This window comes from Prevotella communis (genome assembly GCF_022024115.1).
In the GTDB taxonomy this organism is placed as follows: domain Bacteria; phylum Bacteroidota; class Bacteroidia; order Bacteroidales; family Bacteroidaceae; genus Prevotella; species Prevotella communis.
In genome coordinates, this window is record NZ_CP091792.1 from 3430620 (window position 1) to 3445658 (window position 15039).

15 protein-coding genes and 1 tRNA gene are annotated in these 15039 nt (G+C 47.1%); 5 read left to right on the forward strand and 11 right to left on the reverse strand.

Annotation, left to right across the window (positions count from 1 at the left end):
- Positions 1-43 precede the first annotated feature (43 nt).
- Positions 44-117, reverse strand: a tRNA-Ile gene (locus L6468_RS14080).
- Between the two features lie 130 nt (positions 118-247).
- On the opposite strand from L6468_RS14080, the gene L6468_RS14085 reads away from it, so the two are divergent.
- A complete protein-coding gene (locus L6468_RS14085; protein WP_237793685.1) occupies positions 248-1180 on the forward strand; it encodes a bifunctional riboflavin kinase/FAD synthetase in 933 nt (310 codons plus the stop codon).
- Between the two features lie 9 nt (positions 1181-1189).
- Positions 1190-1996: a CPBP family intramembrane glutamic endopeptidase gene (locus L6468_RS14090; RefSeq protein ID WP_237793686.1), complete on the forward strand. Its 807-nt coding sequence runs from the start codon at positions 1190-1192 to the stop codon at positions 1994-1996.
- A 146-nt stretch (positions 1997-2142) separates the two neighbouring features.
- Here the strand turns inward: L6468_RS14090 and L6468_RS14095 are convergent, their stop codons facing one another.
- Complete coding sequence (locus L6468_RS14095; RefSeq protein ID WP_091853226.1) at positions 2143-2616, reverse strand: hypothetical protein; 474 nt, start codon at positions 2614-2616, stop codon at positions 2143-2145.
- Positions 2606-3124 carry an RNA polymerase sigma factor gene (locus tag L6468_RS14100; RefSeq protein ID WP_091853224.1) on the reverse strand — a complete coding sequence of 173 codons (519 nt, stop codon included), beginning with the start codon at positions 3122-3124 and terminating at the stop codon, positions 2606-2608. The genes L6468_RS14095 and L6468_RS14100 overlap by 11 nt, the downstream gene beginning before the upstream one ends.
- A 136-nt stretch (positions 3125-3260) precedes the next feature.
- Here L6468_RS14100 and L6468_RS14105 point away from each other — a divergent pair, with 136 nt between their 5' ends.
- Complete coding sequence (locus tag L6468_RS14105) at positions 3261-4157, forward strand: hypothetical protein (RefSeq protein ID WP_237793687.1); 897 nt, start codon at positions 3261-3263, stop codon at positions 4155-4157.
- On the opposite strand, the gene L6468_RS14110 is transcribed toward L6468_RS14105, so the two are convergent.
- The 7 genes from L6468_RS14110 to L6468_RS14140 form a co-directional block, all read right to left on the reverse strand.
- On the reverse strand, positions 4154-5320 hold the full coding sequence (locus L6468_RS14110; RefSeq protein ID WP_237793688.1) for a serine hydrolase domain-containing protein: 1167 nt from the start codon (positions 5318-5320) through the stop codon (positions 4154-4156). The genes L6468_RS14105 and L6468_RS14110 overlap by 4 nt on opposite strands.
- The gene (locus L6468_RS14115) at positions 5313-5615 is read right to left on the reverse strand and encodes a hypothetical protein (protein WP_237793689.1); all 303 of its coding nucleotides are present in this window, start codon (positions 5613-5615) and stop codon (positions 5313-5315) included. The genes L6468_RS14110 and L6468_RS14115 overlap by 8 nt, the downstream gene beginning before the upstream one ends.
- A gap of 21 nt (positions 5616-5636) precedes the next feature.
- Positions 5637-5987: a hypothetical protein gene (locus L6468_RS14120; RefSeq protein ID WP_237793690.1), complete on the reverse strand. Its 351-nt coding sequence runs from the start codon at positions 5985-5987 to the stop codon at positions 5637-5639.
- 3 nt (positions 5988-5990) lie between these two features.
- Entirely contained in the window at positions 5991-6962 is a 972-nt protein-coding gene (locus L6468_RS14125) for an MFS transporter (protein ID WP_237793691.1), read from the reverse strand.
- A gap of 806 nt (positions 6963-7768) precedes the next feature.
- Entirely contained in the window at positions 7769-8977 is a 1209-nt protein-coding gene (locus L6468_RS14130; protein ID WP_237793692.1) for a VapE domain-containing protein, read from the reverse strand.
- A gap of 534 nt (positions 8978-9511) precedes the next feature.
- Positions 9512-10579, reverse strand: a complete 1068-nt coding sequence (locus tag L6468_RS14135; protein ID WP_237793693.1) for an AAA family ATPase — start codon at positions 10577-10579, stop codon at positions 9512-9514.
- A 195-nt stretch (positions 10580-10774) separates the two neighbouring features.
- On the reverse strand, positions 10775-11842 hold the full coding sequence (locus L6468_RS14140) for a TlpA disulfide reductase family protein (protein ID WP_237793694.1): 1068 nt from the start codon (positions 11840-11842) through the stop codon (positions 10775-10777).
- 265 nt (positions 11843-12107) lie between these two features.
- On the opposite strand from L6468_RS14140, the gene L6468_RS14145 reads away from it, so the two are divergent.
- Together L6468_RS14145 and L6468_RS14150 are read left to right on the forward strand one after the other, a co-directional pair.
- A complete protein-coding gene (locus L6468_RS14145; RefSeq protein ID WP_237793695.1) occupies positions 12108-13133 on the forward strand; it encodes a helix-turn-helix transcriptional regulator in 1026 nt (341 codons plus the stop codon).
- Positions 13134-13266: 133 nt separating this feature from the next.
- Positions 13267-13764, forward strand: coding sequence for a hypothetical protein (locus tag L6468_RS14150; RefSeq protein ID WP_237793696.1), 498 nt, complete (start codon positions 13267-13269; stop codon positions 13762-13764).
- 84 nt (positions 13765-13848) lie between these two features.
- Here the strand turns inward: L6468_RS14150 and L6468_RS14155 are convergent, their stop codons facing one another.
- The gene (locus tag L6468_RS14155) at positions 13849-15039 is read right to left on the reverse strand and encodes an aspartyl protease family protein (RefSeq protein ID WP_237793697.1); all 1191 of its coding nucleotides are present in this window, start codon (positions 15037-15039) and stop codon (positions 13849-13851) included.

The following is a 15039-nucleotide window of genomic DNA, read 5'->3' on the forward strand; positions in this document are numbered from 1 at the left end:
ATAAGACACAAAAAAGCCTCAGCAATGTACTGAGGCTTCTTTGTGGACCAGCCAGGGCTTGAACCTGGGACCTCCAGATTATGAGTCTGTTGCTCTAACCAACTGAGCTACAAGTCCGAGCAAAATCTTCTTTTGCGGCTGCAAAGGTACGAGTTATTCGTGAAATATCCAAATTATTTGTGTAAAAAGACGTAAAACGGCATCTTTTCTTTGGTTTTTCGCTCGGTTTGCACTACCTTTGCAAACAATGAAAACAATATTCTTCCCTGACCAGACACTCAATGATGACACATACGTTGCCACCATCGGCTTCTTTGACGGTGTGCACCAAGGACATCAGTTCCTGATGGCGCAACTGCGAAAAGAGGCTGCAGAACGTGGTATGCGGTCTATGGCCATCACCTTTGAGAGTCATCCGCGCCAGGTGGTACAAGGAGGATGGAAACCAGAACTGCTGACGGACCTCCACGAGAAACTGCGCCTGCTGAAGACCACAGGTATCGACACCGTCGTGGTGCTGCGCTTCAACCGGCAGATGGCCGCTTTCTCTGCCCGCGACTTCATGCAACTGATGTATGAGCGCATGGGCGTGCGGGTGCTGCTCACAGGCTACGACAACCGTTTTGGTCATGACCGTGCAGAAGGTTTCGAGGACTACCAGTGCTACGGACGCGAACTCGGCATCGAAGTGCTGTGTGGCGACGCACTGGCTATGGGGAAGCAGAATGTGAGTTCTTCGCGCGTGCGCCAACTGCTGAAAGAAGGCAATGTAGAGGAAGCCAACTATTGTCTGGGACGTCCCTACAGCCTCGGTGGACTGGTAGTCCACGGCGAACAGATAGGACGCACCATAGGGTTCCCCACGGCTAATCTGCAACCCGATGACGACAAGCTCATCCCCATGGATGGCGTCTATGCCGTGATGGTTGATATTGACGACGAGATACGCAAGCAGGGCATCATGAATATCGGCACACGCCCCACATTCAATGGTACCAACCGTACCCTCGAGACCAACCTCCTGGAACCTATCGGCAATATCTATGGCCATCGCCTGAACATCCATTTCATCGCCCGTCTGCGTAGCGAACAGCAATTTCCCTCTGCCGATGCCCTGGCCCTCCAGATCCAGAAAGACAAAGAACAAGCAGAACAAATACTTTCAAACTATCATTTTTAATCGTAAATTATGAATCTTGAACTTAAAAAACCCCTGACCGCCATTGCCTATATCGTTGCATTCCTGGCTATACAGACTGTAGTACAACTGATAGTACTGGGTGCAGAGATGGCCATCAAGGGCGATACACCTCAACTTGACGGTATCGGTTTCCTTATCGCCATGGGCAGTTTCTCCGTGATTACCATCGCACTCTTTGCCTGGCTGAAATGGACCCCACTGAAAAGAACCTTTATCCAGTCGCGCCCCTGGATGACCCTCTTCTGGTGCTTCATCGCCTCCCTGGGTGCCATTATCCCCTCCGTATACTTTCAGGAACAGATGCCTGAATGGTCAGATAGCATCAAGCAATACATAGAACAGACAGCCCAGACGATGCTCCAGATGATGAACACCCCTGGTGGCTATGCCGTTATCTGTCTGCTGGCCCCTGTCGCCGAGGAGATGGTGTTCCGTGGTGCTGCGCTTCGAACACTCCTGGAATGGAAGCCCGAGCGCCGCTGGCTCATGATAACCCTCTCTGCCCTACTCTTTGCCCTGGCCCACATGAATCCAGCCCAGTTTATCCATCCCTTCCTCATCGGTCTGCTCCTTGGCTGGATGTACGAGCGCACAGGCAGCATCATCCCAGGCATCATCTACCATTGGGCCAATAATACGGTAGCCTATCTGCTGGCACGCATCTACCAGGATCCCGAGGTGCGCATCACAGACATTTTCGGTTCCCAGTCGCGCGCCCTGATGGCCGTAGGATTCTCGCTGCTCATCTTCATCCCGGCCATCTACCAGTTGAACCTGTGGATGAAGAAGCACTAAAAGCAAGACATCAGATAACAGCATCAAAAAAAGCCATCCTTCGCGGGTGGCTTTTTTATTATCTTTCGAAGTTTTCTCAACTTCCAGAAAGCAACGTTTTAATCCTAAAAATGAATGTTTTAATATAGAGAAAGCATAGAAATGTATCACTCCAGATAGCCAGTGGGCTTGTAGAGCGAGTCGCTCACCAACGAGTCAGAACTATGGTCATATGCCATAGCCGGCTCATTGCCCGTGGCTTCATATTTCAGCGCATAGTCCGACTGGTCGGTCCATACCTTATCCTCTTTAAACGACTGGTTCAGCGCCGTAGTCAGCGTGATGAGGATAGCCACTACGGCGGCAGCACGCATCAGCGGACGGAAGCGCTCTGACAGCGAGATGGTGCGCGCCTTCACCTGAGGCTTCTCTTCAATCATCTGCAACATTCGCTCGTCGAAGTCATCGCCCAGCATCTCGTCCTGTTCGAACGAAGTGAAGAGCTCGCGATAGGCACGCAGGTTCTCTGGCAACTCCTCCTCGCTCTGCTCGAAGAAAGCCTTCAGAATCTGCTCCTCCTTCAAGGTCGTCTCGGCCTCGAAGTAGCGGTCCATTAACTGTTCGATGTACTTATAATCCATATTGTTCTTGTTTCAAAAATTCTTGTTTAATTGTTTGTCGCGCCCTGAAGATGTTCACCTTCACCTGTTGCTCAGTGATATTCATCACGGCGGCAATCTCCTTATACGACTTTCCTTCGACATCTCGCAACTGCATGCAGGTGCGCTGTTTCTCAGGCAACCGGTTCATCAGACCCCTTACGCGCTCCACTCTGTCGCGCTGCATAACCTGCTCTTCAGGTGTTCTGACGTTAGAGGGATGTGTGCTCACGCTGTCTTCATCTTCCAGCGACACGTTCTGGTTCTCCATCCTTTTTTGGTGGTCCAGTGCCACGTTGCGGCATATCGTCATACAGAAGGCCTCCATCGACTCTATCTGTGCCCACTGCTCACGGCGGTTCCAGACTTTCATCATTGTTTCCTGCACCACGTCCTCAGCATCGTCTCTGTTGAGAGTGATACGAAGAGCCATGCGGAAGAGTTCATTCTTCAGCGGCAACACGTCGGTGCGAAAACTGATTTCTTTCATCCTCTCTAAATATTAAGACGATTCACTTGATAAAAAGTTACGGCAAAGTTACAGAAAAATAGCGAAAAAATAAAATTTTTCCCCATTTAAAGGCTTCGTGAATAAAAAAAATAGTATATTTGCACAGAAAATAACGATGAACAAGACTAACCTAACGAAAAAGACTATCACTATGTCATCTCTTTTTAGAATCATCTTTTTAGTACCGCTGATGCTCTGTCAGACAGTTGTATCGGCAGCAGACCAGAAAAGCACCATCAACGAGAAAGTCGACTCCGCCAAGTTGGTTCTCACTGGCGATGCCGCTTACCAATGGGTAGCCGAGCATCTCGATTCGCTGACCAATTCCTATCTGATGAAAAGCGGTAAGATTCTTGACCCCGACAATGTACGCGAGGAGTTGAAAACGATTGGCTACAATGGACTCAATGTTACCGATTACATCATGGCAAGCCGACAGATAGACAGCTTAGTGCTGATAAAACTCCTGACCCGTGCCGAGACAGAAGGCAACAAGACCATCTTCTTCATGATGGGCTCCACAGCAGCAGGCAAGTCCACTGCCTTGAGAAACAATCCTGGCCTGAAGGAACTAGTCAACAGCGCCGGATTGGTCTACGATGGTGCCTTCATCAGCATCCCATCGTTTGAGACACGCCTGAAGATGGTTCGGGACCGTGGTTTCAAAGCCAGCATCGTATTTGTGCACAACGACCCCGTGACAGGCTTCACCAACATGATCAACCGCCTTATCAGGTCCAATCGCGCCATGAGCTACTATTATTATGTCTATTGCTATCCCCGTTTTCAGGGACGTATTGCCTATCTGCAGAAAGAGCATCCCGATGTCACCCTCTACTGTCTGGACAACAGCCATAATAAAGGCGGCGTGCGCGTCAGCATAGAAGAGGCCCTGACATGGGACTACGTCATCACCCCTGAGACAGAGCGTGCCCTCCAGGACATCATGCAGAAGTTCATCGACTCAGGTCAGATGACCCCCGCACAGATCAGAGCCCTGGAAGGTCGCTAGAAGCCACTATTGCTCAGTTGTTCAAAAACATAAGGTATAGAGGCAAACGTATTGTCCTGCTTACCCATTCTCACCATGATAAGACGCTTATAGGGATTCACGTAAAGCACCTGTCCGCGAATGCCGTGGGCATAATAGCCAGGATACTGCGCCTTGTCGGCCCCTATATTGCTCAGGTTATACCAGTTGAAGTGATAGCCGTCGTTATCCTCCGAGTAATCCGTGGTCTGCCGTATCCAGTCCTCACCTACGATGCGCTTACCGTTCCATACGCCGCCATTCATATAAAGACGACCTATCTTGGCCAGATCCCTCATCGAGGTTGAGATGCCGCCAAAGGCATGAGCCACCCCGTGCTTACGACTGTCGATATTGACGACGGCAGGCGACTCCATCTGTAAAGGCTGCCACACCCTCGTGCTGAGATAGTCCACATAGCGCATGCCTGTAGCCCGCTCTATGACAACCCCAAGAATCTCGGCCGTCATACTCTCATAGCGATGTTCCTTACCAGGCTCACATCTGAACTTCAGACCGCGGATCTGTTTCATCAGGTTATGGCCGTAGTTCAGTTTCGCCATCGCATTAAGACGTTTCAGGCCCTTCAACTGAAGCGAATAGGTATCGTCGAAGTCCAGTCCGCTCCGCATGTCCAACAGGTGTCGGATGGTGAGTTTCTGCCACATAGGGTCTTTCTTCTTGAGTTCAGGCAGATAGTCAGTCACCACATCGTCCACACTCTTGATGTAGCCCTCGTACACAGCAATGCCGCACATCAGCGACGTGATAGACTTCGACACAGAGAAGACCGTGCCCAACCTGTCGATGGTGATGTCGCCCTCATAATGCTCATAGACGATGCTGTCGTCATGGATGATGAGAACACCCTGCGTGTCTGTCTTACCCATCAGGGCCTCCCATAGCGTCACGTTCTTATAGCGCCTCCCCTGATGAAAGAAGTGCAGGGTATCTATCCATTCTGCCTGTTGTCTGGCATAAGGAAAAGAAAATGTCGATGTTCCGTTTGCTATGGTATCGTGTACATGATGCTCAAAGCTATAGATATCCGGTCCCGCTTTTCCATCGGCCCTATAACCTCTTATAATAGCACATGACGATAAGAGAAGGCAGCACACGCATGCCAGCGAAAATTCTTTAAGCATTATTCTTACGATATTTCCAAACGAAGTAGAAACACAAACACAAGGCAACCAAAACAACGATGATTGTCAGAAGAAGATTATCACTTACCATTCCCACAGTCTCCGTAGGATCGGGAGCAATGTCTGCCAACTGCTGTTTACCTGAAATCACATCAGATGTCACAGTAATGGTATCCATTGTTTCAGTAGGAATTACAGAGTAAGGGACTTCAGGTTCGGGTGCAGGAACTGGAGTTTCTGAATGTGAGCGGAACAGGGAGTCATTTGGGTCAATGATAATGTCTAATAATGTCATAATACAATAGTTTTAAAGGGTTTATATGCTAATAAGTTGATAATACGCCATAAGGAGTTGCACCAATAGTCCTGTCAGGAAACTGATGGCATTACACAGGAAACTATAGATGAATGCGCGCGACAAGATACGAATGAAAAGATAGTACCATAATGCTTCTACAGCAACCACCAGCAATTCACCCATAACAATCGTCATCACGCTGCTATCAACAAAAACGACGTAAAGATTCAAGGGAATATTTGTGAGAATGTTGATGACAACAGACGAGCCCAGCACCAGCCTACGACGTTCGCGTAAGAGCAACAGGACCACGAATTCTATCATAATCGTTGGCACGAGGGCAAGTAATAGCATCGGAAGTATCATCATAGGCTAAATGAAAGCTAATAAATATCCTGGAATAAGTGCAGCAGCCAGCAATCCGAAGGCCAGTCCTTCGCGCTTAGGCAGCACCACATTGGCCAGATAAAGGGTGACGGGCATCGTACAGTTGACAGCGAACAAGCCAACAAGAGCTATCACCATCTCCTGACTCCTGAACACCAAGCAGACCAGCACTAAGACGATGACCAATGCCAACATCCTGACGATGCCCAGATGATGCGCCAGCCATCCGCCAGCCATCTTTCCCAACATCGAGAGCAATCCTATCAGAAGTACCATACTGCCGGTCCTCGACATCTCACCACTGAACGTCTCTCCCACAAAAGAGCGCAGCATGACCACAAGCATCAGAACCAACAACGACATCCATATGAACAGCTTACTGAATCGACATTCCGCCTCCTGACTATTGATGGCAGAGATGCCCGCTTTGAGGTCCAGGTGCACGTAAGCCGTTGACAACACACAGATAGTAAGCAAAACTGTATAGAGTAAAGGCCACGAGAAGAAAACAATGCCAAGGGCCAAGCCAAAAGCTCCCGTTGAGACAAAAGCACCAAGGGCACGCATATCATTACCCGCCGTAACGGCCACTTGTTTGCCTCCCCACACATGAAACAGCGAGTTTCCCATTCCCAGTAATATGGGCACCACCATCATACCCACAGTTGACAACCTGAAGCTGACGACAATCGATGTTGCTAAGACTGCCACCGTCAGCAATAGGACAGATGCCAACAGCATCCAGTGACGGCGTTTCATGCAGTCTGCCCACAATCCCGTCAACGGCTGTGTCAGAAACGCCAATATATTATAGGTAAGAAAGATGCCTACAAGATGCAACGCAGAAAATGATGATGCTATCAGGTAAAGACAGCATACGCATAATCCGTCGACCAACAAATGCAGCACGGAACATAACAGGATGGTTGCAAGTGAGAGCGTTCTTAGGCGTTCCATATTACTTTGGCTTTTAATTGATAATCACGCTGCAAAGATAATTCCTAATTTCTTTGTCTCCAAATTTTCAGAAAGAAAACAATTAAACAGAAACTAAACAATGAGTAAACAGTCTAGTTGTTGTATTATATACATGCCTGTTTTATCCAAACTAACAAAAGAATTGGCACTAACCAGTATAAGAAAAGAACTGCATACGAAGGTATCTGAAGAATACTATATTTCAACGTCCTTTTCCACCACAGTTCTAATATACGCTTTTCGGAACATTTGTAATAGAAGGCAAGAAACACAAGAATTAACAAAGGGGAAACAATGTATAACAAAGGTCTACAAGCTCCTTGAATATAATACCCCCAATGAGTTTCTATGAAATATATTGCTAAGAGCAACCATATTCCAATTATACCACTAACTACGTAAAATGCCCCAAGCCAGGTATCATCCCATAGTGTACTTCGCTTTCTACCAAGCAAATGCGCATGATAAAACAACAAGTTCAATAAAAACATCTAACAATAATCTAAGACAATATAATTTATAACTGTTTTGTTAATGACCCGCCAAGGAATATACTTGCGCTGCCACGTGCTGCAAAGATAGGTAAAATCTTTTTGTCATACAAATATTACTGAGACTATTTTCTGGATGACTTTTTCGATGATACTATTCGATTTTGGCCTTACACCCCACCCAATCTCCGGAAAAGCCTTTGTACAAAGGGAAAACGAAGGGGTTAGTGTTGTGCTAACACTAACCCCGACACTACACCCAACACTCCCCCTAACACTAAACCCTCATAGCGTTCAGGCAGCCTTGAGGGGGACGACTTTATAATAGGTTTGTCCACCATGCGTCTTGCCTTCAAAGCCCAGTTCCTTCAAGGCCATACCCAGATGAATCTTCGTGCTGTGGTCTGCCTTGATCGTGGGATACTCCTGACGAATCAGGCTCACTATCTCGCCGCTCTTCATGCGGACACCCTGCTCACCCTCCTTGGGCTTGCGGATACAGGCCTCCAGGACTTCCGCGATATCCTTCTGCTCCATGTAGTTGAGGTTCAGCTGCTGGATACGTGCCACCTGATCATTATTAAACCAGAAAGGCGATTTCAGTTCCAGGAGTTCATACATCACCTGCGCATAAAGCTGCTCATAGTCTATATCGCCATCATTATTGATATACTGTCCGTCTGGAATGGTGACGCAGATATATCGGCGACTGCCTGTGACATCCGACAGGGGATGAGGATTGTTTGTAGTTGCCACGAACGAGGCATAGCGGGGACGGTCATCCTGCGAGGCGCCATAGATAGGACGTCCGTTCACCTTACTCTTTGACAGCGTCTGCTTCAGGGCTGCCTGCTGACTGGGACGGATGGCATCCAGCTCGTCAAGGTTGACTATCAGGTTGTTGGTCAGCGCCATCTCCTTATCAAACTTATTCGACAGGTTCAGATGGTCCAGGAAATACATGCGCAACTCAGGAGGCAGCAATCGGGCCACGAAGGTGGTCTTGCCGCATCCCTGACTGCCAATCAGCGTTGGCACACACTCATTGCCATGAAGGGTGTCCATCTGAAGCCAGTGGGCCACAGCAGAACGAAGCCATACAAACAGGAACTCCATCTGCTCTGAGCTGACGCCTGGCAGTCGCCCGAAAAGCTTGGCTACATGGTTCTGTCCGTCCCATTTAGGCAGGTTCCTCAGGTAATGCTGAATAGGATTGAATACCTCCACCTCGTCCGACTGCAACAGTTCTACGATGTCGGTCTTGGGACTCCCTTTCTCGCTGATTTCCTCGCGCTTAGCGTGGATGATAATACTGTTAAGTGCCTTCTGCGTCAGCACGCGCCATTCAGGCTTCTCGCTGGCAGGAAGGGTTACATACTCCACCTTTCCGCTCAACTCGTTGAAACGGAACAGGTAATTGTCTTTCAGGAACTGCTCTGCGGCAAGGGTTCCCAGCTGTGAAGCTCCCAGAGCCTCACCGTGAATGGTAAGTTCTTTACTCATGGTTAATATAAATATAAAGGTTCTGGCAATGGTTGGCTGGTAAGTGTTTCTCACAGCATCATGCCTATCAGTTTTTGCAAGTGCAAAGGTACAAAAAAAATATGCGGTTTGCAAGATTTCCCTGTCAAAAAACGCGATTTTTTTGCATATTAAATGCTCGAAAAAAACAAAAAAAATTGCGGCTTTTTCAGAGGGTGGAGTGTTGGGGTTAGTGTTGGGTGGGGTGTTAGGGGGAGTGTTGGCATAACACCCCACCCAGCGCAAACCTAGCATTAATCGTGCATTTCACAGATTTAATACTAAAAGGTGGAGTCTTGATGAGCAACTCGTCGTTTCTCTATCAGCAACTCGACGTTTCTCTACTGCTTAACCATAGATTTTTCATTCCCTAACTGGGAAAAAATTATTCCCTAACTAGGGAATTTTTACTGCCTAGTTAGAGAAATAATTCCGTCCCCAGCGGACTCCCAGTCCGTAGGGAGCGGACTCTGATTCCGTCAGGACGGAATAATATTGGCATACTCCTTCATAGTTTTACTTATTATTAGTCAAGATCCATTCTTTAAAGAACGGATCTTCCATTTCGTAATGGTTAGAATAGATGACATAACCATCCTTCTGTAGACGTTTTAATGCACTATAAATAGTACTGGTACGATACTCACCTGACTGCAAAGGCTTATTAGATACCAAACGTTGGAGTATCCATTTATTTGTCCTATTAAAATTCATCCATAGACGCTCATAATCTAGACCATGAGTTGTTACAATATAATCTATGGCTTTTTGTACAGGGTCTGAAGTAGCAGGCTGAAGCATTCCTATCTGCCACACGTTGGCAGCTAGCTGCTGGGAATAATATGGATGACAATCTGTGTAGTCTAGAATCCTATCCGATAATTCTTCGTGGGTCTCTACAAAACATTTTGCCAAACGCTCCGACAAGTATTGATGAAAATCCTCATGAGGTAGCTTGCCTAAACGCATCAGTTCTCCAAAATGATAGAATGGCGATTTCTTATCCTCAAAGATATCCGTCATCATGCTTTCCTGACTTCCAAGTAAGATATAGTTGATATTTTTCTGCTTTTGCATGATAGAACGCAGTTGCTTATCAAGTTTTGGAGCCAAGTCACGAATTTCCTGAAACTCGTCAAGTACCACAATCATACGATCTTGTTCTGAATGCGCTTTCTCAATTAAAGTCAGCACATCTTCTATCAACACTATTCCGTCTACGCCTGGTTGAAATGAAACATCCATAGACCCAGTCAGAGGATTTGTTGATATCGTGGGTATCACACGGAAATGAGTAATCAGATGTCTTACACGTTCCAGAGGGTGTACCTTGAAAAATTCTTTTAGTAGTTTTGCAGACAAATCAGAGACGGAGGTAGCCTGTTGTAAGTTTACAGTAATATTTTTACGACCACTTTGTTTTACAGCTTTAGCCACTACGCTGCTTTTTCCAAAACGACGTGGACTAATCAGTACCAAATGGTTTGCACTTTGTATAAACTGTTCAATGTAGGCCACTTCTTGAACTCTATCTGTGAAGTACTCTTCTTCTACGATAGTGCCGAATTTAAAAGGATTTTCCATATTACGTATTTTTTCGTTACGAAATTTTTCGTAGTCCGTGCAAAGGTAGCGATTATTTCTGTTATCACCAAATAAAACGTATGTTTTTCTTTTTTAGAAAACCAAAATCACAAATTTGAATAAAAAAATACGTAGTTAGCGGATTCTTTTTCCGACGCCTGCGAACTCTGAGTCCGTGCCCTACGTACTGAATATCTATTCTCCAAACACTTCTCTTAACTTCTCATGCAGTGCCTCGCCACGCAAGTTACGTGCCACAATCTTGCCTTGCGGATCAATGAGGAGGTTGTCGGGGATGGCATTGATTTTATAGATCTTGGCACCCACGGATTCCCATCCCTTCAAGTCGGAGAGTTGCACCCACGGCATCTTCTGCCTGGCGATGGCTTTCTTCCATGGTATCTTGTTTCCGTCAAAGGAGATGCCGACGATGTCGAGCCCCTTGTCATGGTACTTCTCGTATGCCGCTACCACATTGGGCATTTCACGGAGACAAGGACCGCACCACGAAGCCCAAAAGTCAACAAACAACCAATGTCCATTACCAACATACTCGCTGAGTTTGTGCATGGTGCCTAGCGTGTCAGCCATTTCGAAATCGGAAAACTGCTGACCGACGAAAGCGTTCTTCTCGGCTTTTTCAGCAACTTTCTGTTCTTCAGTCCTGCCAGACTTCACGACAATATTTGTCGTAGCCATCCACTTCAGGCGCTTCTCATATTGTTTTACGTATGGATGCGCGGCATAGGCGGGTTGCCCTTCCAAAATACTCTGCAATTCTTTCGTTCCAAAAACCTTTTGAGCTTCTACGATGAGTGCAGCAGGCACGAGGGTCTCACGTTCCTCTTCGAACAATTTCTTCACCATCTTGCCTCGATATTCGGGATAATGATAGCTCGGCATTCCCATTATCTCTATATTATAATAGGATAGTCGCTCGTTCAACGGCGAACCCTTCAAAGTGCTGTCGTTCATATTGACGCTGACAGGCTTGCCGTCGTTGAAAAACAGTGTCCGCCAACTACGCCAATCATTCTTATCAAACGTAATGGCAAGAATGGCATCCTTATCTGCCTGACCCTTGAACATGAACTTCCCCTTGGCAACAAGCGTACTATCCACCGGTTTCGAAGTCAGCCTGTCTTCGAGATAGACCATCTTGCCGTTTTCCTTACTAACACCCTTCACGGTGTACCTTACTTGTTGTGCCTGTGCCGACAACATCAGCACCCAAGCACTCATCATCAAAAGGATTCTTTTCATTATTAATACGGTTTAGGTTTTCTGCTGCAAATTTACGCTTTTTTCCTCATATTCGCCCAACTTCCGAGTTTGCAAATTATTGACAATTGCGCCATGAGACAAAATAAAAACAAACAGGAAACAATAAGACAAGAAGGGTATCCGTTAAAGAATAGTCAACCCCTAATGCGAACAAAATGCAAAGGGACATCTTAACCGTTTAGTTCGGAAAATCATACCTTTGTACGCAAAAGATACAGACACCTCGTCTCGAAAAAAAGAAATAATGAAACAAACAATCCTTTTTCTACTTGCATTCGTCTGCATCGGATGCAGCTTGCACCAAGAACGTCAACAACCATTTACCTTACAGGGCGCCTGGCAACTTTCAAAGGCTGAGTTTCCTGCGGGACAAACTCAATCATTTCCATCAGAAGGAATAACCTACCTGCGCATCTACGAAGGCGACAGCATCATGTACCAGTGCAGGCTGACACGCTCTGAATCGGCACTCGTAATCCAGCCAAGTGAGATCTCTGACGTGAAGGTGATTGATACGGGCGACAAGGAACGACTTTATCTGGAGGATAGCGACCCGTTTCCGCTGACTATCCTGGACGATTCCACCATCACCATCCAGCAAGGAGGCATCCTCTACACGTGGCGCAGAGCCGATGAAATAGCTAAGGAATGGAAGAAAGAAATCTGTAAGATTATATCTGACGACCTGAGTGATGACCATCAAGGAGAGTTTCACAGCTATGTACTCTCGTCAAAAGAGCGACAACAGGAAAACATGATTCATTGGTTCATAGGCTTCTCGATCGTGATTACCATTGTGGTTATCATCGCCATTCAAGCTGCCATTGTCTATCGCAGGGAGAAACGCAAACTGAGATTCCAACTGCAGCAGATTCAGGACATGCAGGAGAATCGTCCGCAGGTGGTGCGACAGGCCGTAGAGACGATGGAGAAAGAATTCTTTGCGTCGGATGGCTATATCTCGCTGCAACGACGTATAGCAGGCGGACAGCTACTGAAAGAACAGGACTGGCTGGACATAGAAGCCCAACTGAAGCGTGTCTATCCTGCCTTCTCCAGTCAGTTGCACGCCCTCTATCCTTTGTCAGAATTAGAATATCAGGTATGCATGCTCATCAAACTGCGTATTGCTCCCACAGATATTGCCAGCGTCATGGCTCGCAGCACCAGCACTATCAGCACCATGCGCAGTCGCCTTTATACAAAGGTATTCGGACGTAAGGGCGGTGCAAAGGAATGGGACGAATTCCTGCAGGGCATCGGTGTATAAGGCAGTTCGCAAACTGTTCGCATCGACAATGCGAAGGATATGCGAAATAAAAAACTTGATTCTTCGTTGGAAAGTGCATATCTTTGCAGCGTCAATTCAATCAATGTTTAACCAAATAAAAAACTTAAAACGTATGAAGAAAGTATTTTTCATTTTGACACTTGCTCTTATGTGCGTGATGCAGGCAGATGCCCAGAACGCCAAAGTTGACGACAAAGAACTCGTAGGCACATGGATCATGGAGTCTATGCAGTGGAAGGGCGAGAAGAAGATTGTATGTGGCAAGGAAATGGGCTACACTCAGTTCAAGTATTACGGACCTGATGGCGAGTATGCCTGTGCTATCATCACGATGGACAAGAACGGCAAGTGCGCGGTGTCTCCTCATGAGTACGGCACCTACACCTTCAAAGACGGCTGGTACAGCGAGATGGGACGCGAGAAGATCAAGGATGCTATGATAATGATAGACAAGAACACCTTTAAAGGTGTATGGGAGAATAAGCGTTTCGACATCTGGAAGAAGGTCAAGATGCCTGAGAAGCTGCGTAAATACCTGATTGACTGCTGTAAGACACAGAATCCACCTGCCGACGTTCAGCAGATGATGAAGCAGAATATCTTCAAATAATGTAAATAATCATCAAGAGTTTTAGTTTTAGCTTAGCTATTCAGGAGACCGCAGTGATGCGTTCTCCTGATTTCTTTATGCGTATTAGCGATTCCTCAGTCGCGTCCAACGAATCTGACGAGAGAAGCCGCGAGCATCTTTTACTGTAAAGAGGTATTCACGACCTATGACAAAGGGATAAGTCACGAATTGCGTGAAACTAAGGATGGGAGTATCATCTATCTTGGTGATGATATCACCCTGACGGAAGCCCAGGCGATAAGGCTCACCCTGTTCCCAAATCAAACCCACAGAGGGCATAGCCCCTTCAGGCACAAAGGCGATATCCTGTTGACGGTTGCTGACGATTGTCTTCACCTGCTGATTATATGGCTGAAAGCAGATGCACTTCTTGTGTGGCAGGAATATCACAGCACCATAGTTCAGAAGACCTGCACCCAGATGAGACTCGCCCTGCGTGGTCACCGCATGGACATCGCAGAAAGCATGATCAAAGGCACTAAGACGCTGCAGATGCAGGAAAAACACCTCACTAAGCCGCTCGCTACCAAAATGACCGATAGCATGGCGTCCCTGAGAGCGCCCCTCTATAAGAGAGTCGGCCTCAGCACCTATCTTTGCACGACAGGCATCAAAGCTCTGACGACTTATGCCATAGAGCGAACGACTGCCTGTATCAAAGAGGGTGTACTCCTTGTAGCGGCCAGCAGGACTTACCTTAACATAAGGTACGTGATACTTCAGTTTATAACGGGTAGAGAAAGTCTGTTCGCTGCGAAAGAAATCTTTGCAATCGGTAAGGATAAGCAGACGGTGGTTTACATCAATCTTTGCGCTCAGCCCGCGATTAATCAGATCAAAGCCTATGATTCCATCAATATTCCTACCTGCTACAGGGCGACGAAGAATGGTGGCCTGACATCCCGTCAAAGTAAGGTGTCCCAAGGAGACTGGAGGCAGCGTCACCAGCTGTACGGTATCTATGGCACCTGTAGCATCCTGAGAACGAATAAGACCTGCAGGACGACACCCCTCAACAGGAGAGTCAGCATAGACCACAGCCTGTGCAGCACCCGTATCAAAGAGAAAACGATAACTCCTGCCACCAATCTCTACAGGCAGGAGTACCTGTCCGCGCTCCCACTCTATAGCGATGGAATCAACGAAATTTGAACGGTTAAGGGTGAAATCATAACGATAGCGGGCAAGTTGCGCCTGAGAGGAGCAACTAAGCATCAGCCCCAGGAAGCACAACATGCCCGCTATCTGTCGCAT